The organism is Rhodococcus sp. 1168 (genome assembly GCF_002091955.1).
GTDB lineage: Bacteria > Actinomycetota > Actinomycetes > Mycobacteriales > Mycobacteriaceae > Rhodococcoides.
In genome coordinates this window covers 58,464-79,387 of sequence record NZ_MKKY01000020.1, presented here as the reverse complement: position 1 = coordinate 79,387, position 20,924 = coordinate 58,464, and the positions used below count along the sequence as shown (strand labels likewise).

At 63.4% G+C, this 20,924-nt stretch carries 19 protein-coding genes; 12 read left to right on the top strand and 7 right to left on the bottom strand.

Translation table 11 applies throughout. The features are described 5' to 3' along the window. The first annotated feature begins 7 nt into the window (after positions 1-7). The 3 genes from BJI47_RS01670 to rsmA all read left to right on the top strand — a co-directional run bounded on the left by BJI47_RS01670 (position 8) and on the right by rsmA (position 3,010). Entirely contained in the window at positions 8-847 is an 840-nt protein-coding gene (locus BJI47_RS01670) for a TatD family hydrolase (RefSeq protein WP_088942121.1), read from the top strand. Positions 848-985: 138 nt separating this feature from the next. Further along, the gene (locus BJI47_RS01665; RefSeq protein WP_088942068.1) at positions 986-2,113 is read left to right on the top strand and encodes a resuscitation-promoting factor; all 1,128 of its coding nucleotides are present in this window, start codon (positions 986-988) and stop codon (positions 2,111-2,113) included. A gap of 21 nt (positions 2,114-2,134) precedes the next feature. After that, the gene (gene rsmA / locus BJI47_RS01660) at positions 2,135-3,010 is read left to right on the top strand and encodes a 16S rRNA (adenine(1518)-N(6)/adenine(1519)-N(6))-dimethyltransferase RsmA (RefSeq protein WP_088942067.1); all 876 of its coding nucleotides are present in this window, start codon (positions 2,135-2,137) and stop codon (positions 3,008-3,010) included. Between the two features lie 143 nt (positions 3,011-3,153). Here rsmA and BJI47_RS01655 read toward each other — a convergent pair whose 3' ends face one another. Then, complete coding sequence (locus BJI47_RS01655) at positions 3,154-4,134, bottom strand: YafY family protein (protein WP_088942066.1); 981 nt, start codon at positions 4,132-4,134, stop codon at positions 3,154-3,156. Positions 4,135-4,249: 115 nt separating this feature from the next. Here BJI47_RS01655 and BJI47_RS01650 point away from each other — a divergent pair, with 115 nt between their 5' ends. The 3 genes from BJI47_RS01650 (at position 4,250) to BJI47_RS01640 (ending at position 7,816) form a co-directional block, all read left to right on the top strand. Beyond that, positions 4,250-5,185: a 4-(cytidine 5'-diphospho)-2-C-methyl-D-erythritol kinase gene (locus tag BJI47_RS01650; protein ID WP_088942065.1), complete on the top strand. Its 936-nt coding sequence runs from the start codon at positions 4,250-4,252 to the stop codon at positions 5,183-5,185. After that, complete coding sequence (locus BJI47_RS01645; protein ID WP_088942064.1) at positions 5,185-6,981, top strand: ABC-F family ATP-binding cassette domain-containing protein; 1,797 nt, start codon at positions 5,185-5,187, stop codon at positions 6,979-6,981. The genes BJI47_RS01650 and BJI47_RS01645 overlap by 1 nt, the downstream gene beginning before the upstream one ends. A gap of 157 nt (positions 6,982-7,138) precedes the next feature. Beyond that, a complete protein-coding gene (locus BJI47_RS01640) occupies positions 7,139-7,816 on the top strand; it encodes a DUF4166 domain-containing protein (RefSeq protein ID WP_088942063.1) in 678 nt (225 codons plus the stop codon). A 73-nt stretch (positions 7,817-7,889) separates the two neighbouring features. On the opposite strand, the gene BJI47_RS01635 is transcribed toward BJI47_RS01640, so the two are convergent. Further along, positions 7,890-8,546, bottom strand: coding sequence for a hypothetical protein (locus tag BJI47_RS01635; RefSeq protein ID WP_088942062.1), 657 nt, complete (start codon positions 8,544-8,546; stop codon positions 7,890-7,892). Between the two features lie 158 nt (positions 8,547-8,704). Then, entirely contained in the window at positions 8,705-10,387 is a 1,683-nt protein-coding gene (locus tag BJI47_RS01630) for a peptide chain release factor 3 (RefSeq protein ID WP_088942061.1), read from the bottom strand. A 144-nt stretch (positions 10,388-10,531) separates the two neighbouring features. On the opposite strand from BJI47_RS01630, the gene BJI47_RS01625 reads away from it, so the two are divergent. Next, entirely contained in the window at positions 10,532-12,166 is a 1,635-nt protein-coding gene (locus BJI47_RS01625; RefSeq protein WP_088942120.1) for a fatty acyl-AMP ligase, read from the top strand. Between the two features lie 78 nt (positions 12,167-12,244). On the opposite strand, the gene pth is transcribed toward BJI47_RS01625, so the two are convergent. The 3 genes from pth to BJI47_RS01610 form a co-directional block, all read right to left on the bottom strand. Further along, positions 12,245-12,823 (bottom strand): aminoacyl-tRNA hydrolase, encoded by a 579-nt coding sequence (gene pth, locus BJI47_RS01620; RefSeq protein WP_088942119.1) that lies wholly within the window; start codon positions 12,821-12,823, stop codon positions 12,245-12,247. Between the two features lie 84 nt (positions 12,824-12,907). After that, positions 12,908-13,537, bottom strand: a complete 630-nt coding sequence (locus BJI47_RS01615; RefSeq protein ID WP_088942060.1) for a 50S ribosomal protein L25/general stress protein Ctc — start codon at positions 13,535-13,537, stop codon at positions 12,908-12,910. Positions 13,538-13,720: 183 nt separating this feature from the next. After that, positions 13,721-14,890 carry an aminotransferase class V-fold PLP-dependent enzyme gene (locus BJI47_RS01610; protein WP_088942118.1) on the bottom strand — a complete coding sequence of 390 codons (1,170 nt, stop codon included), beginning with the start codon at positions 14,888-14,890 and terminating at the stop codon, positions 13,721-13,723. Between the two features lie 165 nt (positions 14,891-15,055). Here BJI47_RS01610 and egtA point away from each other — a divergent pair, with 165 nt between their 5' ends. From egtA to BJI47_RS01585, 5 genes are all read left to right on the top strand, one after another. Beyond that, the gene (gene egtA / locus BJI47_RS01605; RefSeq protein ID WP_088942117.1) at positions 15,056-16,333 is read left to right on the top strand and encodes an ergothioneine biosynthesis glutamate--cysteine ligase EgtA; all 1,278 of its coding nucleotides are present in this window, start codon (positions 15,056-15,058) and stop codon (positions 16,331-16,333) included. Further along, entirely contained in the window at positions 16,330-17,634 is a 1,305-nt protein-coding gene (gene egtB / locus BJI47_RS01600) for an ergothioneine biosynthesis protein EgtB (RefSeq protein ID WP_088942059.1), read from the top strand. The genes egtA and egtB overlap by 4 nt, the downstream gene beginning before the upstream one ends. After that, on the top strand, positions 17,635-18,369 hold the full coding sequence (gene egtC / locus BJI47_RS01595; protein WP_088942058.1) for an ergothioneine biosynthesis protein EgtC: 735 nt from the start codon (positions 17,635-17,637) through the stop codon (positions 18,367-18,369). Positions 18,370-18,381: 12 nt separating this feature from the next. Further along, positions 18,382-19,356 (top strand): L-histidine N(alpha)-methyltransferase, encoded by a 975-nt coding sequence (gene egtD / locus BJI47_RS01590; protein ID WP_088942057.1) that lies wholly within the window; start codon positions 18,382-18,384, stop codon positions 19,354-19,356. A gap of 95 nt (positions 19,357-19,451) precedes the next feature. Beyond that, positions 19,452-20,087, top strand: a complete 636-nt coding sequence (locus tag BJI47_RS01585; protein WP_088942056.1) for a heme-binding protein — start codon at positions 19,452-19,454, stop codon at positions 20,085-20,087. A 100-nt stretch (positions 20,088-20,187) separates the two neighbouring features. On the opposite strand, the gene BJI47_RS01580 is transcribed toward BJI47_RS01585, so the two are convergent. Then, a complete protein-coding gene (locus BJI47_RS01580; RefSeq protein ID WP_176224624.1) occupies positions 20,188-20,826 on the bottom strand; it encodes a hypothetical protein in 639 nt (212 codons plus the stop codon). Positions 20,827-20,924: the final 98 nt, after the last annotated feature.

Genomic DNA, 20,924 nt, shown 5'->3' with positions numbered 1-20,924 from the left:
TATCGGCGTGAGCAAAGACCGTCCTGCACCACCATTGCCCGAGCCGCTCGGCCACCTCGTCGACGCCCATACCCACCTGGACGCATGTGGTGCCGTCGATGCAGCCGGCGTGGCTGTCATCCTCGACCGAGCTGAGTCCGTGGGCGTTTCTCGCGTGGTGACCGTTGCCGACGATCTCGCTGCCGCACGCTTCGCTGTCGACGCTGCGCACTGGGATCGACGTGTGTGGGCGGCTACGGCGATACATCCGACGCGAGCCAACGTGCTCGACGAGACGACCCGCAGCGAAATCGAGCAGCTTTCTGCCGATCCCCGAGTCGTCGCAGTGGGGGAGACTGGCTTGGATTACTACTGGCCCGGCAAACTCGACGGGTGCGCGACGGTCGCGGAACAGCATGAGGGATTTCGCTGGCACATCGATCTGGCAAAGCGGCTGCACAAGCCGCTGATGATTCACAATCGCGAGGCCGACGACGATCTTCTGGCGGTCCTGAGATCCGAAGGTGCCCCCGAGACGGTGATATTCCATTGCTTCTCGTCGGGGCCGGAAATGGCGAGGGCCTGCATCGACGCGGGGTACGTGCTGAGCCTGTCCGGGACCGTCAGTTTCAAGAACGCTCACGCTCTGAGGGAAGCGGCCGCACTGATCCCGGATGCGCAGTTGCTGGTGGAAACCGACGCACCCTTTCTGACACCCCATCCGTATCGCGGGGCGCCGAACGAGTCCTACTGCCTGCCGTACACCGCCCGGGCGCTCGCGGATATCCGGGGCCAGGACCCTGGTGAACTGGCCGCCCACGTCACTGCCAATGCAGAGAGGGTGTACTCGCTCCAGTCTGGGCAGTAGCGGAAGGCCACAGCGCGGCTTCATTTGCAACCGGCTACTTGCTTGGGTTGCGAGATATCCATCAGTTCGTTACCGTATCGTGACCGACCGCCGGGCGTTTCGAACAGAAGGTAACGCTCCAGAATCCAGGAATCGCTTGTGTCTAGTATTGCCCGCCTGAACTCCACCAGGTCTTTGACCTTTTACCTGGTGGTCGCCGCGCTGCTGACGACGTTGATCGTCGGGGGCGTCACCGCCGTCGCTCGTCACAAAACCGTGACAATCGACGTCGATGGCGAGATGATCACGCTCAGCACGATGACGTCCGACGTCAACGGCGCGCTGGGCGCGGCTGGATACGAACCGAGTGACAAGGATCTTGTAGTGCCTTCCGGCGATTCGTCGCTGTCCGACGGCGAGACGGTCGTCCTCCGGCGCGCTCGCGAACTGAGCGTGACGGTGGATGGCCAACCCCGAGCCGTCTGGACCACAGCGTTGACGGTCGACGAAGCTCTTTCGCAGATGGATCTGGCCGAGGACGTGCACGTTTCCGCTTCTCGCGGTGAACGACTGCCCCTGGAAGGCACGTCGCTGGAAATCGCACTGCCCAAGCAGGTCTCGCTCGTCGACGGAGCTGCGCCTGCCGCACCGGTGACGCTGGCCGCACCTACGGTTCGGGAACTCCTCGAGCAGGCAGGCGCGCCACTCCAAGAAGCCGACACGGTGGTCCCTGCGCCCGACGAGATCGTCACCGAGGGCGCGTCGATCGTCGTCACCCGAGATCGAACCGAGACCAAGTCCGAGACCGCCGATGTGGCGCCACCCGAGCAGCGCATCGAGGATCCGACGATGAACATGAGCCGTACCGTCGTCGAGAATCCCGGCGCACCCGGCATCTCCGACATCACCTGGGCGATCAATACCGTGAACGGCAAGGAAGTCGACCGCGAAAAGGTAGCCGAGACCGTCAAGGTCCCGGCACAGCCGAAAGTGGTTCGAGTCGGTGCCAAGCCGGGTACCGAGGTCCCGCCCGTCGAGAACGGCAGCACCTGGGACGCACTCGCACAATGCGAAGCAACCGGCAACTGGGCCATCAACACCGGCAACGGATTCTTCGGCGGAGTGCAGTTCGACCAGAACACCTGGGAGCGCCAAGGCGGCCTCAAATACGCGCCTCGCGCTGACCTTGCAAGCCGCGAAGAGCAGATCGCCATCGCTTCGGTGACTCAGAAGTCACAGGGATGGGGCGCGTGGCCGGCATGCACCTCCCGCCTCGGCTACCGATGACAGGTGCGTAGAGTTTTCACAGTGCAAGAACATGTGCGGGAACCCGCGGCGCTGCTAGGGCCCGCGGAGGTGCGATCTCTCGCCGCCGAATTGGACGTGCGTCCTACCAAACAACTCGGCCAGAACTTCGTGCACGACGCCAATACGGTGCGACGCATCGCGGCCGCAGCCGACATCCGTGGCAGCGATACCGTCCTCGAAGTCGGCCCCGGCCTCGGCTCGCTGACCCTGGCTCTGCTCGACGTCGCAGACGCAGTCATTGCCATCGAGATCGATCCGAAGCTGGCATCACGTTTGCCGCAGACAGTTGCCGAGCGAGCACCGTCGCTGGCCGACCGTCTCACCGTCGTCGAACACGACGCGCTGCGAATCAGGGCTGCCGACATTCCGGGGGAGCCGGCTGCCCTCGTTGCGAATCTTCCCTACAACGTTGCGGTTCCGGTTCTGCTGCACCTGTTTTCGGAACTGCCTTCGCTCCGCACCGCTTTGGTGATGGTGCAGGCAGAAGTAGCCGATCGACTCGCCGCAGACCCCGGCAACAAGATCTACGGCATCCCCAGCGTCAAGGCAGGCTTTTTCGGAACCGTCAAACGCGCAGGATCCGTCGGGCGTTCGGTATTTTGGCCGGTACCGAAAGTGGAGTCCGGGCTGGTACGGCTCGATCGCTACGCAGAGCCACCGTGGTCCATGAACGACACCCATCGACGTGCCGTATTCGCCGTCATCGATGCCGCATTCGCGCAACGTCGCAAAACCCTACGTGCCGCACTCGCAGGTTGGGCCGGCTCGCCGGTCATCGCGGAGCGCCGGTTACGCGAGGCCGGGATCGACCCATCCGCTCGCGGGGAAACTCTCGACGCCGCTGCCTACGTGCGGTTGGCGGCAACCGAAGCCTGACCTGACGGTTGCGCGGGCGGTCCGGTATCAGTCCGCTCCGCATCGCTTCGATGGTCCACTCATACGATCAGATAACTTCTGTGGTTCATTCAAGCGCCCAATGGGTGGGCTTCAGCGGGTGGGCTTCAGCGCGCCCCGGCAGGTCACACTCCGTCAGCACCCGCTCGGTACCGACGGCTGAGCATTGTGTGTCGCTCCGCGAGCACCCGGCACTCGTCGGCGAGTTGCGGCGGATCGAGGACCGTGAAGTCGGTGTCGAAGGCGGACAGCCATCGAGCGATCGAGGGTAGAGAATCTCCGGCCAACGCGAGGATGCAGGTCTCGTCGCTTGCGGACTCGAGGGTGCCCCATTCCGCGTCGACCATCGGTGCGATCGTCTCGATCGGTGAGTGCAGCCGTATCCGTGCCTGCACCTGAGCGAGTGCACGGTCGATTCCCCGCGCGACGAATGCCGCTGCCCCGCCGTCGGGCAATTCTCGTGGGGTAAAACGCGGACCTGTCGGGATCTTGGGTTGCAGTCGGTCGACGCGGAACGATCGCCAGTCCTGACGGGTCAGGTCCCAGCCGAGTAGATACCACCGCGAGCCCGCCCGCACCAGGCTGTAGGGCTCCACCTCGCGTCGGGTCTCGGTCCCGTCGTGGCTGCGGTAGTCGAATCGCAGTCGTTCGTGGCCATGGCAGACGCCCGCAACCGCCGACAGCACCGCAGCGTCGACGGCGGATCGCGCAGCTGGTCGATCTACGACGTCGATGCGCAGGGCGTCGAGTCGGTGCCGAATGCGCGACGGCATCACCTGGCGCAACTTGGTCAGCGCGCGCAACGACGCCTCCCCGATTCCCGCTACCGAGCCACCGGCCGCGGATTGGAGTCCGAATGCCACTGCGAGTGCTTCGTCGTCGTCGAGCAGCAGGGGCGGCATTTCGGCGCCCGCACCCAGCTGATATCCGCCGCCAACGCCTGCGGTGGCGTGGACCGGGTATCCGATCTCGCGGAGCTTGTCTACATCGCGTCTGACGGTGCGCGGGGTGACGTTCAGTCGGTCCGCGAGGTCGGCCCCTGCCCAGTCCCGTCGTGTCTGGAGCAGGGACAGCAACTTCAGAAGTCGTGCCGAGGTTTCCCGCATACCCCGATAATGGCAGTTATTGCGGACCGATGCTGTCCGCAGTCGGGGTGATTCGGGAGTTAGGACGGCCACACGAATGTGGGGTCCCTCGATTTCTCCACTACTGTTGACCCTCGTGCTCTCAGTCGTCCCCAGCCCCGTAGTCGTCAGGGCTCCATCCAAGGTGAATTTGCACCTCTCGGTCGGTGACCTGCGCGAGGATGGCTATCACGAGCTCACCACGGTGTTTCAGGCGCTGTCGTTGGCCGACGAAGTCTCGGTGGTGCCGGCACGGGCCTTGCGAGTGAGCGTTTGCGGCGACGATGCGCGGTCGGTTCCGACCGACGAGCGCAATCTGGTGTGGAAGGCCGCGGTGCTTCTTGCCGACGCTGTCGGACGTGAGCCGGGCGTCGAGATCACCATCGACAAGGGCATTCCGGTGGCGGGCGGTATGGCTGGTGGGAGCACGGACGCAGCGGCGACGCTCGTCGCGCTCAACGCCCTGTGGGATCTGGATCTCTCCCGAGCGGAATTGACCGACCTGGCCGCCAAGCTCGGCAGCGATGTCCCGTTCGTATTGCACGGCGGAACTGCGATGGGTACCGGCCGAGGGGAGAAGCTGCTTCCTATCCTCTCGCGCAACACATTCCATTGGGTACTCGCCTTGGCCAAGGGTGGACTGCAGACCCCTGCCGTGTTCGCCGAGTTGGACGAGTTGCGCGCCAAGGGCAACCCGCCGCGCCTCGGTGAGCCCGAGGCTCTGATGCATGCGCTCGCGACCGGTGATGCGAATGCGCTTGCGCCGCTTCTCGGTAACGATCTGCAGGCTGCTGCGCTGTCGCTGCTTCCGCAACTGCGCCGCACCTTGCGCGCAGGGGTGAACGCCGGCGCTCTGGCAGGGATAGTCTCCGGGTCCGGTCCCACGTGCGCTTTTCTGTGTGCTGACGCTGATACCGCAGTGTCGGTCAGTGCTGAACTATCCGGTGCGGGTGTCTGCCGCACCGTACGTGTCGCGAGTGGCCCGGTTCCCGGCGCTCGCGTGGTAACTAGTGAATCGATTGGTTTCTCCTGATGGTCAATCTCGTCAATCTCGAAAACGTCTCCAAGTCTTTCGGCGTCAAACCGCTACTCGACGGAGTGTCCCTCGGTGTGCAGGAGGGCGAACGCATCGGCATGGTCGGCCTCAACGGTGGTGGCAAGACCACCACGCTCGAGGTTCTCGCCGGCATCGAGCCGCCCGACTCGGGGCGGGTCAGTCGGGTCGGTGGACTGCGAATGGCCGTCGTCACCCAGCGCGGTGTGCTGCCTCCGGGCTCGACGGTCGGGCAGGTCGTGCTCGACCCGCTCGGCATGGCCGAGCACGAGTGGGCGGGCGACTCGCGCGTACGAAACATCCTGACCGGCATCGGTATTGCCGACCTCGGTCCGACCGGTAGCTCGGGGCTCGACGCGTCCATCGACAACCTGTCCGGTGGTGAACGCCGAAGAGTCGCGCTGGCGGCGGCCCTCGTCCAGGATCTCGACCTGTTGGTGCTCGACGAGCCGACCAACCATCTCGACGTAGAAGGCGTGCAATGGCTCGCCGCGCATCTGGTGTCGCGTCGGAGCGCTCTCGTCGTCGTCACTCACGATCGTTGGTTCCTCGACACGGTGGCGAACAAGACGTGGGAGGTCGTCGGCGGCGGCGTCGAAACCTACGAGGGTGGATACAACGACTGGGTGTTCGCCCGTGCCGAGCGCAGCAGGCAGGCAGATGCTTCCGAGGAGCGTCGCCGCAACCTTGCGCGTAAGGAGCTGGCATGGCTGCGTCGCGGCGCACCGGCCAGGACCTCGAAGCCCAAGTACCGGATCGAAGCGGCCGAAGCGTTGATCGCCGACGTGCCTGCGCCGCGCGACTCCGTTGCATTGGCGTCGTTCGCGCAGCGTCGCCTCGGCAAGGTCGTCATCGAACTCGAAGATGCGCGACTGGAAACTCCGGACGGCCGGGAATTGGTCCGTGACTTCACCTGGCGCCTTGCGCCAGGTGAGCGAGTGGGTCTGGTCGGGGTCAACGGTTCAGGTAAGACCACGCTCCTGCGCACCCTCGCCGGTGAGTTGGAACCCGCCGCTGGCAAGCGTATTCAAGGTCAGACCGTCAAGATCGGTTGGCTCAAGCAGGAATTGGACGATCTGCCCAAGAAGCTGCGAGTTCTCGACGCAGTCAAAGAGGTAGCTGAGCGAATTACCTTGGGCGACAAAGAGGTATCGGCGGGCCAGCTTGCCGAACGCCTCGGGTTCACCCCGGCCCGTCAGCGCACTCCGGTCGGCGATCTGTCCGGCGGTGAGCGTCGACGGCTGCAGCTCACCCGGGTATTGATGGCGGAGCCCAACGTGCTGTTGCTCGACGAGCCCACCAATGATCTCGATATCGACACACTGCAACAGCTCGAGGACCTGCTCGACGGCTGGGCCGGGACAATGGTGGTCATCAGCCACGACCGGTACCTCATCGAGCGGATCTGTGACTCGACCTGGGCACTGTTCGGTGATGGCAAGCTCACCAACCTGCCCGGTGGCATCGAGGAGTACTTGCGTCGGCGCGCGGTGATGGCGGCCGAGGCCACACCGGATTCGCTGACCACCGGCGGTGTCGTCAAGACCGCTGTGCGTGACGCCGGATCCGAGAGGGCTGCACGGAAAGAGCTCAGCAAGCTGGAGAAGTCCGTCATACGCTTGTCGAAGCGGGAAGCGGAGCTCCACGCCGAACTGGCCGAGGTGGCCACCGATACGGGCAAGCTCGTGGCGTTGGATACCGAGCTCAAGCAGGTGGTGGCGGACAAGGACGTCGCCGAGGAGCGTTGGATGGAACTGGCCGCCGAGCTGGAGTGACCTGCACATGATGGCGGGGCCCGACGGCGGTAGGTACTTTCGAAAGCAGGACGGTTGGGCGGATCGCGCAGACCGGATACGAGAGGACCTACGAGTACATCGTGTCCACACTTTTCATACCGAGCTTCCAGCCGAGCGCCGAGATGGGGTCCGCTCAGTGACGTCCGTGGTGCGCACGGCCATGGGTGATTCGTTCGAGGATCTACATCCCAAGGTCCAATGGCGCTTCGGACTGTCCGCGGCGGACGGGCTCTGCCAGATCGGCGTCGGCGTCATGGAAGAAATGACCCATTCTGCATTGGTGACGCGGCCAGTTCTGGCGCTCGGGGCCCGGCGAGGATTGTTCCCCGGGGGCCGAGGAACCGGTGTTCCCTTCACCGTCGCGAACTACGCGTACACCGACGATCTGGGTCGGGAAACGATGTCGTTCGTGCGCCGCTTTTCCTTCGTCGGAAAGCCGCAGGGCATGAACTCGGTGATGGTCACACCGGCCGTGTCACAGGGGCACGAGGTTGCGCTGGACTATCTGGGATACAGCTCGGACATGCTGGTACACACCCGATGTAGCGCGGACGCCGATGGTGGAATCCTGCTCGAGAGCGGCGCTCCACGGATACGCGGGATGCGCGTCCCCGCGTTCGCCTCTGCGTTGACAACCGGACGCGAGTGGTGGGACGAGGGCGAGCAGCGGCATCGCATTCAGATCGACGTCACCAGCCCGACATTGGGTCGGCTGTTCCACTACCGTGGCTGGTTCACAGCCGAGGAACGTCCGTGCGCTCCCGCTGACATTCCTGAAGATGCTCGGCCGTCGCGCCTGGAAGAGCGCGAATAGCCCTGAAGGAGTTGGAACCCTCTGGTACTGGACATAGTCGAGCCAGAGGTGTTCCGTCACGTGTTACGAGAGATCAGCGGTAGCCCTTGGCCGGGTTGAGCAGATCGAGCACGATGGTCTGACCGTTGGACCTGACATGTATTTCAGGGTTCTGCAACCCACCGGAGGTGAGGTACTCGCCCAGGAGCTGGAGTAGCTCGTCGGGGCCGACCGAGGTGTCCGGGGTACGGATGTCACCGGTGCGGCTGCCCAGCTCGTTCTGAGTGAGTCGGCCCGCTATGCGTACCGAGGCAACACCCATCGCGGTCCGGCGGTCAGGTGCAGCGCCGCGTGCCGGGCTCGACGACGTGCCGCTGCCGGCGCCGTTCGTGGCGTAGGTGCTCGATCGGCCGTTGGTCGGCAGGCCGTGCTCGGAGATCTGATCGCTAGTAGTCACTTCAACCTCGTTCGAATCTTTGGACGGCTGCTCGGGGACGGCACTTACGGGTTCCTGCTTCATGCCCGACTGCTCTGCTTCCTGCGTGATCGCAGGCTTCGTGGGCGCAGTAGGTGCCATCTCGACGGGAGCCTTCGCCGGGGGTGTGGCGGTCTTCGGATTGGTCGATGCCGGCGACTCTGCCCAAGGTGGCAAAATGTCCGCGGCCAATTTCGGGGTCGGCGTACTCAACCGGTGAGCCGGTGTTTGGCCGATCTTGATTCCCGCCTGCGGATAGCTGGAACCCTGCGTCATAGAAGACCTCACGTCGTGAAGAACCTGTATCGAGCCACGTCTCGGCGTGCAAAGCGTCACACTCGAGTATGAAACGTACCCGAAGCCCGTTCGGACTTCGGAAGCGTAGCACTATGACTGTTTAGCCGGTCCGGTTGCGAGTATTTTCCCGTTGTGGGTTACTCACCCGCAGCGACGAGGGGCTCCAGCGTCAGTTCGGGCATCTCCTTCTGGAGATACTGCAAACGCCACTTGTCGCTGACGAGAGCGAGCAGGACGCCGTCCGTCCGCGTGAAAACCTCCACGCCGCGCTGGCGACCCAACTCGACCGCAGACTCGGTGTCGGTCCGACGAGCGAGCGAATAGCCCAGCGGTTCCAGACGAGCATCGACACCGAACTCGGCTTTCATTCGGGCCATGACGACCTCGAACTGCATGGGACCGACAGCTGCGAGAACCGGCGAAGCGTCACCGCGAACATCGTTGCGCAACACCTGAACAACACCCTCGGAGTCCAATTGCTCCACACCGCGACGGAACTTCTTGTACTTGTCGGCGCTGTCCACGCGCAACAGTGCGAAGTGCTCGGGCGCGAACGAAGGAATCGGCGGATACTCGACCTTCTTCTCCGTGTACAACGTGTGACCGGGTGCGAGAGCGGTGGCGTTGACGAGTCCTACGACGTCGCCGGGATACGCGTGCTCGACGGTGGTCCGCTCCCGGCCGAAGACGGTCAAGGCGTACTTGGTGGTGAAGGGCTTACCGGTCTGCGAGTGCGTCACGACCATGCCGCGCTCGAATACGCCCGACACGACGCGCATGAACGCCAGCCGGTCCCGGTGGGCTGTATCCATTCCAGCCTGCACCTTGAACACCACCGCGCTGAACGGATCGGTCACTTCCCTCGCAGTGCCCTTGACGTCTTCCCGCGGTCCGGGCTGCGGCGCAAGCGCCACCAGGGTGTCCAGGATCTGGCGAACCCCGAAGTTGAGCATCGCCGAACCGAAAATGACAGGCGACGTCTGGCCGGCGAGGAACATTTCCTGATCGTGGCCCTGGCCGCTTGCAACCAGGAGTTCGCTCTCTTCCACCGCCGTGTCCCACTCGATGCCCTCACGCGCAGCGGCAGCGTCGGCATCCATCAATTCCTCGGGGGCGATAGTGGCGCCACCAGCGGTGCGAGTGAATCGGATGTAATTGCCTGCCCTGACGTCGAGCAGGCCCCGGAAGTCTCCTGCGATGCCGACAGGCCAGTACAACGGGGTCGGTGTCAGTCCGATGCGCTGTTCGATCTCGTCTAGGAGTTCCAACGGCGACTGGCCCGGCCGGTCCCACTTGTTGATGACGGTGATGACCGGAATGCCGAACTGGCGGCACACCTGAAAAAGCTTGAGCGTCTGTGGTTCCAGGCCCTTGGCTGCATCGATGAGCATGACTGCCGCATCGACAGCGGTCAGAACCCGGTAGGTGTCCTCGGAGAAGTCGGCGTGGCCGGGAGTGTCCACGAGGTTGATGACGTTGATCTCGTCGACGCTCGGGTCGAGTTGGTAGTTGAACTGCAGCGCGGTCGAACTCACCGAAATGCCGCGTGCCTTCTCCATTTCCATCCAGTCCGAGACCGTGGCGCGGCGACCGGCTTTGCCGTGGGTGGCACCCGCCTCAGAGATCACTCGGGCGTGCAGCGCGAGGGCCTCGGTGAGCGTGGACTTACCGGCATCGGGGTGGGAGATCACGGCGAAGGTGCGCCTGCGATGGACCTCGTGGACGAGTTCCTTGTGCGGATTCTTCGGCTGCGCCGTCGACTCGGTGGCGGTACTGCTCTTGTCGACCGGAGCGTCTACCGAATCGGGCGGCGTACTCAAACGAACCTCAATCTCACGTTGTGCGGCATCGGGCTCGTACCAGGGTACTCGGACGAATCAGCGGTAACGGTTCACCTCCGCGCGAGGATTGAATAACCTGAACACCACCTGCCGCGACCACGCTCGCTCGACGAGGAGATGGCATTGAGTAAGTTCACCGAAGAAATGTTCGCGACGGCAAAATCCAGTCGTCGCGGACTCGTGACCGGCGAGCCTGGCCAGCCGCTGCGTCAGTCCTGGGGTGAGATCCACCAGGATGCGCGCGCGATGGCAGGCGCTCTGGCCGAGGCAGGCATCGGGCACGGAGACGCGATCGGCGTACTCGCCGGGCAGCCGGTGGACATCGCACCCGCCTGCCAGGCCACTTGGATGCGCGGCAGCTCGGTCACGATGCTGCATCAGCCGACGCCGCGGACCGACCTTGCCGTATGGGGGCAGGACACCGAATCCGTGGTGAAGATGATCGACTCCAAAGCCGTCGTACTCGGCGCCCCGTTCGACGTCGCCGCCCCGATTCTCGAGGAACGCGGCATCACCGTGTTGACGATCGAGGACTTGCGTCGTGGCCTTCCCATCGATCCGATCGACACCTCGGAGTCCGACATCGCGCTCCAACAGTTGACGTCGGGGTCCACCGGGTCACCCAAAGCGGTGCGGATCACCCATGAGAACTTCTACGTCAACGCGTACGCCATGATCGACCGGATCGAGTTCGATGTCGACCGCGACGTCATGGTCAGTTGGCTGCCGTTGTTTCACGACATGGGTATGGTCGGATTTCTCACCGTGCCCATGCAAGTCGGGGCCGAGGTCGTCAGCATCACTCCACTGGACTTCCTGCGTTCACCACTGCTGTGGGCCAAGCTGATCGACAAGTACCGCGGAACTGTAACGGCGGCACCGAATTTCGCCTACTCACTACTCGCTCGACGGCTCCGGCAGGCAGAGGACGATTTCGATTTGGATCTGAGCTCACTGCGCTACGCCTGGAACGGCGCCGAGCCGGTAGATCCGGACACGATGACGGCGCTCGCCGAGGCCGGGCGGCCGTACCAACTCGATCCGCTAGCCCTTGCCCCTGTCTACGGTATGGCGGAAACGACTCTGGCCGTGTCCATTCCGGACCCACATCAAGGGCAGATGCTCGACGTCGTCGACGCAGACCTACTCGAGGTGATGGGTCGGGCAGTACCAGCCACCAAGGGCAACGTGCGGACCCTGGCGACGCTCGGGAAGATGGTGCCGAATCTCGAAGGGCGCGTGGTGGACAAGGAAGGACAGGTACTGACACCGCGTGGTGTCGGCATCATCGAAGTACGCGGCAAAGCGGTGACCCCCGGATACATCACCGTCGACGGCCCGGTAGCAACCCAGGACGAAGACGGTTGGCTCGATACCGGTGACGTCGGGTACTTCACCGAGGACGGTCTGGTTGTGGTGTGCGGGCGCATCAAAGACGTCATCATCATGGGCGGCCGCAACATCTATCCCACCGACATCGAGAGGGCTGCAGGGTCGGTGCGCGGAGTGCGCCCGGGCAACGCCGTCGCAATCCGTCTGGACGCCGGTGACAAGCGTGAAAGTTTCGCAGTTGCCGTGGAAACCAACGATTTTCGTGATCCGGAGGAAGTCAAGCGGATCGAACGCGAAGTGGTCCACGCAGTGCATTCGGAGGTAGGCGTTCGGCCCCGCACAGTCGCCGTCCTGGGACCTGGGTCGATTCCGAAGACGTCCTCGGGCAAACTGCGTCGGGCCAATTCGGCTGCGTTGCTGTGGTAGCGCGCACCCTTTTTGTAAAGCGCACACACGTGCTCGGACGTGAACAGGGCGCGAAGGTTCGCAAAAACGGTGTTTGCTTCAGCGCGGATGAACGTGGTTCTGCGCAGCTTCGAGCCCGTCGCGTAGAAGTAGTTCAGCCGCATCGGCAGCTTCCTCGCAGATCACGCCGAGATCTTTGCGTTCGGCTGCGGAGAACGGCTTCAGGACATACGCGGCAGCATCCATTCGGCCCGGCGGTCGGCCGACCCCGACCCGCGTGCGCAGGTAGTCCTTGGTGCCCAGCTGCTGTGAAATCGAACGAAGGCCGTTGTGTCCGCCCTCACCGCCGCCGAGCTTGAGGCGAATCGATCCGAACTCGATGTCGAGTTCGTCGTGCACGATCACGATGTTGCTCGGATCGACGGAAAAGAACCGTGCAAGGGCGGCCACCGGCTGACCCGACAGGTTCATGAACGTGCGCGGCTTGGCCACCACCACCGGACGATCGCTCAGGCGCGCCTGAATCACCTCTGAATTGGACTTCTTGTGCGAAGAGAACTTTGCACCGATACGAGCGGCCAACACGTCGGCGACCATGAAACCCACGTTGTGCCGCGTCGCCTCGTACTGAGATCCGGGGTTCCCGAGTCCGACGATCAGGGCTGGCTCTACATTCACAGCGACCATGCTTCCATTTGTGTGCAAACAACAACGCGCCGCTCCCAGTGCAGGGAACGGCGCGTCGGTAGTAAAGGGCTGAGATCAGCTCGCGGACTCTTCCGAGCTGCCCTCGGTTGCTTCCGGAGCGGCCTCTTCGGCAGCATCGCCTTCGAGGTCCGACTCGGACGGCGCCTCGACGACATTGACGAGCAGCAGTTCGGCGTCGGACACCAAGGTCACGTTCTCAGGCAGCGTGACGCCGCCTGCGAGGATCTGGGATCCGGCTTCGAGGCCCTCGACCGAAACGGTGATCGACTCGGGGATCGACAGTGCGTCCGCGTCGATTTCGATGACGGTCGAGTCGGTGTAGACCAGGGTGCCTGCAGCGGCGTCGCCCTCGATGAGGACGTTGACCTCTACGGCAACGCGCTCGCCCTTCTTGAGGACAAGGAGGTCGGCATGCTCGATGCTGCGGCGGATCGGGTGCACGACGATGTACTTGGTGAGCGCGACCTGCTCTGCGCCGTCGATGTCGAGCGTCAGGACGGCGTTGGTGCCGTGGTTACGGAGAACGCCGGCGAAGGCACGCGAATCGAGCGCGAGGTGCTGCGGATCGGTTCCGTGTCCGTACAGAACGGCAGGAACGAGGCCGTCGCGACGTGCGCGGCGGGCTGCACCCTTGCCGAATTCGGTGCGAACGATGGCCTTGAGGTTGTTAACAATTTGCGCCATGTGGTGAATGCTCCTGGTGTATCGCTTGTGGCGGATAAGACTCGTCGGGGCTGACACGTACGAGCAAGGCCAGGGGCCGAGCCGCGTCGATCACGGTAGATCCTGTGTAGGTTCTACCCTCGCCGAGACAACCCGGAAGACTTTACACGACGGCTCCACCAGCCTGTCCAGCGCATCCGGAACTCAGCGGGTGCGGAGTGCCTCGACCATGTCGTCCAGCTGCGCGAACGTGAGGAAATAGTGCGGTGACGCCCGTACGACGGCGACGAGTTTCCGATGCGTCATGTCGAGGAGCGTCGAACTGCGGGGACTCACGGTGACCGTGACGCCCTTGGCTGCCAGGAATTCGCGGACGTCATTCGGCGCTAGATCGTCGACTGTGAAGGACACGATGCCGCTCCTGCGGTCGCCCAGATCGTGCACCGACACACCATCGAGACCCCGTAGCGCGGTACGCAGGTATTCGGCACGCTGGGATATCGCTTCTTCTGCACTGTCGATGCCGATATCGAGCAGGTAGTCGACGGCGGTACCGAGCGCTAACCGAGCTGCGACGTCGCATTCCCAGAATTCGAATCGAGTGACGTCGGGCGCGAGCCGATATTCTGAGGCACCGACCCACTGGGCGCTGTGTAGGTCGAGGGCCGGCGGCTCCAAGGATGCGGACAGTTCTGGGCGCAGGTACAGGAATCCGGTTCCCCGAGGCCCTCGTAGCCATTTTCGTCCGGTTGCGCTCAGAGCGTCCACTCCGAGTTCGGCGACATCTACGCGAATCTGACCGATCGACTGGCACGCGTCGAGCAACACGAGTGCGCCGAAGCGATGCGCAAGATCGGCCACGGCGCGAGCCGGATTGATCAGACCGCCGTTGGTCGGAGCGTGCACGAGCGAGACAATTCGGACGCGTTCGTCGAGCATTTCTTCCAGCGCGAGGAGATCTATCTGCCCCGTCGGATCACTCGGCACGATCTCGACCCGCGCGCCCGTCGCCGCCGCGCGTTGCAGGGCTGCGATCGCGTTGCTCGCGTACTCGACTTCGCACATCAGAATTCGATCACCCGCAGCCAGCGGAATCGAATAGAAAAAATCACTCCATGCGCGGGTTGCGCTGTCGCTCAACGCAATATCCGACGCCTGAGCACCGATCAATGTTGCGATCGAGGTCTTGACGGCGGCGAGATCGTCCTTGCGCTCGATGGCAGCGCGGTAGCCCCCGACAACGGCTTCTCGACGTAAGTGTGCAACCGCAGTCTCGACGACCGGGGTCGGAGACAACGAGGACCCGGCGCTGTCGAGGAAAACTGCGGTCTCTGCGGCAGGGGTGTCGCGGCGAATTCTCTCGAGATCCAACACCGTAAGTGAGCCTTCCTGTACGAGAAAGTTGTCGGTGCGCTGTGATGCACTTCTGGTTATTGTCGATGCAGGATTGCACAGCATTCGCGTTTCGTGCAGCACGGCCTTGGGTAGTTCCGTCCCCTGGGTAGTTCGATCCACATTCGTACTTGGCGAGTGCGGATCATGCAAGGAGGCACTTTGTCGTCCAACGAGAAGTCGCTCGGGTTGAGTTCTCGGCCTGCGGCCGAGGCCTATGTGGCGAGGGTCTGCTTCAAGCTAGGGCCGCCGCAGCTCATCGGCGCCGAATTGGAATGGTTGACTTACGCCGAGGACGGAGACAGACCGTCACTCGAACATCTTGCCGCCGCGCTGGGGGACTACGCACCGCGCAGCATTGCACCTGATTCATCCGCCCTGACGTTGCCGGGCGGAAGCGCCGTCACGATCGAACCGGGCGGCCAGATCGAACTCTCCAGCTCACCGCATGCATCGGTGACCGAACTGCAGAACGCATTGGATTCGGACTCTCGTTTGGTCACTTCTGTCATGGAAGCGGGCGGCATCTATATGGCATCGGTACCCGCAGACACCGAGCGTGAGGCGCACCGAGTGCTGGTCCTGCCGCGCTACTGCGCAATGGAGAATCGCTTCACCACCATCGGCCCTTTTGGGAAGCTGATGATGTGCAACACCGCTGCAGCTCAGGTCAGCGTCGACGCCGGGGTCGATCGCGCCGAGGTTGCTGCACGGTGGGAGATGTTGGAGGCCATCGGACCTGCATTCGTTGCCGCGTTCGCATCTTCGCCTCGTCTCCGGGGCGCACCGGAAGGCGCTTGGGCTTCGCAACGCATGCGCACCTGGCTCGAACTCGATGACAGTCGCACCGAGGTGCCCGCCACCGGCGACCCCGTGGCGGATTATGCGAGATGGGCGCTCGACGTCCCTCTGCTGTGCATTCGCAGCGAAGGGGAGAGCTGGGAGGCACCGTTCGGTGCGACGTTTTCGGATTGGCTTGCAGGAGATGTCGCGGCACTGTCCGGGCGGCAGCCGACTACCGCTGACCTCGACTACCACTTGACCACGCTGTTCCCGCACGTCCGCGCCTGCGGGCACCTCGAGATTCGCTACCTCGACGCCCAACCCGATGGCCAATGGGTGGTTCCGGCATCGGCGTTCGAATCGTTGTTGTCGACTCCGAATGTCACCGAGGCAGCAACCGCCCTCGCCCACCGGACTGCAGGCCGATGGATCGATGCCGCACAGTCCGGGTTGGCGGATGCCGACCTGCGCGAGACCGCCGTCGAGCTGCTGCGGTTGTCGGCAAGCGTGGGAGGTGATCACTCGGCCTTGTTGTCAGCGGCCTCGGAGCGATGTCGCAGGGGTGAGTCACCCGAACCAGGAGACGCAGTAACCCGTTCGATGAACGCAGGCCATTCCACGAGCAAGGAGACGGTGTCGTGACGGTCGAGCAGCTCCGTGATCGAGTCGAAACTGTACTCACGCGTAGTCGTGCGCGGAGTGCGCTGCTGACCGAGAGCGTCGACGAAACAGATCTGACCGCGCAGCACTCGCCACTGATGAGCCCGCTGGTGTGGGATCTCGCGCACATCGGCAATCAGGAGGAGTTGTGGCTCGTCCGCGACGTCGGCGGCCGAGATCCGGTGCGCCAGGACATCGACGAGCTGTACGACGCGTTCAAGCACTCGCGGTCGAGTCGCCGGTCGCTGCCTCTGTTGTCGCCGGATGAGGCTCGCGCCTATGTCGGCACCGTGCGGGAGAAGGTGTGGGACATTCTTGCGTCCAGCCCTCTCGATGGGCGCAGGCTCGAGCGAGATGCGTTCGCGTTCGGCATGGTTGCGCAACATGAACAGCAGCATGACGAGACCATGCTTGCCACGCACCAGCTACGGCTCGGACCCGCGGTCCTCTCCGCGCCCGCGCCTCCCGCCCCTACCGTCGAAGCTGCCGGCGAGGTCGTGATCGAGGGCGGCCCGTTCACGATGGGCACCACTTTCGATCCGTGGGCTCTCGACATCGAACGGCCTGCGCACTCGGTGTTCGTTCCCACGTTCGCCCTCGACGTCGCGCCGGTCACCAACGGTCGGTATGTGGACTTCATCGAAGACGGTGGTTACGACCGAGAAGATCTGTGGAGCAAGCGCGGTTGGTCGCACCGGACCACAGAGGGACTCCGAGCGCCGATGTTCTGGGAACGTGACGCAGGCGGTGCGTGGTGGCGTCGACGATTCGGTGTCACGGCTCCGATTCGGCCGAGCCAGCCTGTGGTTCACGTCGGCTTCTTCGAGGCCGAGGCATACGCGCGCTGGGCAGGCAAGCGCCTACCGACCGAGGCCGAGTGGGAGAAAGCGGCGCGTTTCGACTCGTCGACCGGCTCGGTCCGCAAGTACCCGTGGGGCGACGCAGAGCCGACGGAAGCCCACGCAAATTTGGGTCAGCGGCATCTGGAACCGGCCGACATCGGGGCCTATCCAGCGGGGGCGACACCGCAGGGTGTGCAGCAACTCATCGGAGACATGTGGGAATGGACGTCCTCGGATCTCGAGCCCTACCCGGGCTTCGAGCCCTTTCCTTATGCCGAATACTCCGAGGTGTTTCTCCGCGGCGACTACAAGGTGTTGCGCGGAGGTTCGTTCGGTACCGACGAGGTCGTGTGCCGGGGCACGTTCCGGAATTGGGACCACCCGATTCGTCGGCAGATCTTCGCAGGCTTTCGGTGCGCACGCGATGTCGAGGCACGCTGAATGTGCCGTCATCTCGGTTACCTCGGCCCGCAGCGCAGCGTCGCCGACGCTGTGACGGCGGGTGGCAATTCGCTGCGCGTTCAATCGTGGGCGCCAAAGGACATGCGGGGCGGGGGCACCATCAATGCCGACGGCTTCGGTGCCGCGTGGTGGGATGCGGATACCGTGCGCAGCTACCGAAATCCGATGCCGATCTGGTCGGACCCAGCTGTCGACGACGTCCTCGTAGCCGCACAGTCGACGGCAATCGTCGCTGCGGTGCGCTCGGCTACCGTCGGAATGCCGGTGGAGCGCAGTGCATGTGCCCCGTTCACCGACGGCACCTGGGCTTTCAGTCACAACGGCGTCGTATTCGGTTGGCCGGAGGTGATGACAGACCTCGCCGAGCAAGTCCCGTTGACGGACCTCCTGCGACTGTCGGCACCAACGGATTCAGCAGCATTGTGGGTCATCTTGGCGAACCTTCTTCGTGAACACGAACCGGACAAGGCGTTGCGCATCCTGGTGAACCGCGTCGAATCCGTATCGCCGAGTTCACGACTGAATCTTCTGCTCTCCGACGGGCAGACGCTCTATGCCACGACCGTCTATCACTCGTTGTCCGCGCTACGAGGCGAAGACGCGATCACCCTCGCGTCCGAACCGCTGGACGACGATTTGTCCTGGGAACCGATTGCGGATCACCAGCTTGTGGTGGCCCGGCCCGGTTACCTCGATGTCACCGACCTCGATTGAAGGAGCTTTTTCGTGTCAGACAGTGCATTGGATGTCCATATTTCGCCGGAACGGCTACTGGAGGACCTGCGATCGGACGTGAGGCAGGGTCTGACTGCATCGCCGAAGTGGCTGTCGCCCAAGTGGTTCTATGACGCTACTGGCAGTGAATTGTTCGAGCGGATCACCGAGTTGCCCGAGTACTACCCAACTCGAACCGAGCGGGCACTCATCGAGGCGCATGCCTACGACATCGCCGAGCGCACCGACGCGGCGATCCTCGTCGAACTCGGTTCCGGTTCTTCGGAGAAAACTCGATTGCTGATCGAGGCCGGAATCAAACACGGTTCGCTTGCAAAGTACGTTCCACAGGATGTCTCGCCGTCGGCGTTGTCCGGCGCAATCGAGCAGATTTCGCACGAGTTTCCTGCGCTCGAAGTCCATGGGATCGTCAGCGACTTCACTGACACCTTGCAGAATCTGCCCGCCGACGGGCGGAGAACCATCGCTTTCCTCGGCGGCACGCTCGGCAATTTGATTCCCGAGGAGCGCGCGGGGTTCCTGTCCGACATCGCCGGCGCACTGATTCCCGACGAATTCCTCGTCCTCGGAGTGGGTCTGGTCATCGACCCGGACGTTCTGATCCCGGCATACGACGACGCAGCCGGTGTGACGGCAGAGTTCAACGTCAACGTGCTGTCGGTACTCAACGATCGGCTAGGGGCGAATTTCGATCGCTCTCAGTTCGATCATGTTGCCGTGTGGGATGCAGACAACGAGTGGATCGAAATGAGGTTGCGCGCACGATCCGCTCAGCAGGTTGCCATCGGAGACCTCGACCTCGATATCGAATTCGCCGAGGGCGAAGAGGTGCGCACCGAGATCTCTGCCAAGTTCCGCAGAGAAGGGATCACCGCGGAGCTTGCCGACGCCGGGTTCGGTGTCGACCAGTTCTGGACGGACCCGCAGGAACGATTCGCGCTGATCCTTGCTCGTCGCGGCCGCTGATCCTTTTCCTGCCCGCATCGCTCGTCCCGACCGCCCGTGGCCGGCGCTGGTAGGAATGAGAGTAGGTACCACGCGATAAAAGATCGGACGAGACGATGCCGAACAAAATTGTGTCCACGATCGGCCAGGTGGCCAAGTCAGCCTTGGGCATCGTCGGTGTTCGCATTGGCACCGAGGAACCTGCCTATACCAGTCGGCGGTTGACCGACATGGTGGAGATTCGTCGCTATGAACCGCGAATTGCCGCACAGACCACGGTTGACGCGGATGAAGAACAAGCACGCCGGGACGGGTTTCGGCGCCTCGCCGGGTACATCTTCGGTGGCAATACGGGCTCACAGAAGGTCGCCATGACAGCGCCTGTCAGTCAATCGTCCGCTGACTCCCAGCGAATCGCGATGACGGCGCCGGTGTCGAGCACCGCCGACGGCGACAAATGGGTAATCCGGTTCTTCATGCCGTCCTCATGGTCGATGGAGACGTTGCCAACGCCCAACGACGACCGCGTGAAGTTGGTCGAGGTTTCGGCGGAGACAGTCGCCGTGCTGCGCTTCAGCGGTAGCCGCGCCCGAGGCAACGTTGAGCCGCAGATGGAAAAATTGTCAGAAGTGTTGCACGCCAACAGTATCGAGATGTCGAGTGAGCCGATGATGTGGTTCTACGATCCGCCCTGGACGCTGGCATTCCGGCGTCGCAACGAGGTTGTCGTGTCGGTGCCCGAAGGTTCCTGAGCGTCGACTCAGGTGTACCGGCACGCCAGCGCACTCCGTAGCCGACCAGAACCACCCTCCCCTCGGAACACACGTGCTTCGGTGTGAGGAGGGAGTGGAGTCAGCTGGTACGGCGACGAGCCTTTTCGAGGGCGCCCAGTGTGCCCATCACGCTCGTGCGCTGACTGTTGAGGTCCTTGAGCCGCGCACGGGCCGGCAATCCGGAGCTGCCGTCGAGTGCGGCGATCTTTTCGTCGATGCTCGCCAACTGCTCGAGGAGCTTCTGTCCACGTGACTGAAGTTCGATCAGGTCGACACTGGTCACACCTGCCTGGGATTTCTTGGGAGCTGCTTTTCCTGATGCAGACGCCGACGCCGACGCCGACGTCGGCGCTGCGGCAACTGCGGCAGCTGCCCTCGGACGCAATGCTTTGCGCACGGCGGCAGGATCGGGAAGCTTCTCGAGGCGGATGCGATTGAGAACCTCGCGTGCGTCGCGTGCGGTGACGCGGTACTCGCGCTCTTCCTCGTCTTCGGACGCGAGGGTGCCGCCGAGGGGGCGCAAACCATACATTCCGATGAAGTGCTTGGCCTCGTCGATGATGGCTTCGTGTTCGCGGCATTGGCCGCAGCGTGGCTCGTTTCGATACATTTCGATCGAATCGGTGCTCCCACACCACACGCACGCGCCCGGAGTCCAGCGGGCGATTCGGACGGTAGAAGTTGCGGTCGGGCTGTCCATAGTTTGTGCGTCGATCACGACGAGTCATCCTAGGTTACAACGAAACCCGCCCCGCACACCCCTCCCTGTCGAACTGCGGTTTTCGAACCTGCTAGTGACCAAGTTCATGCAGTGGG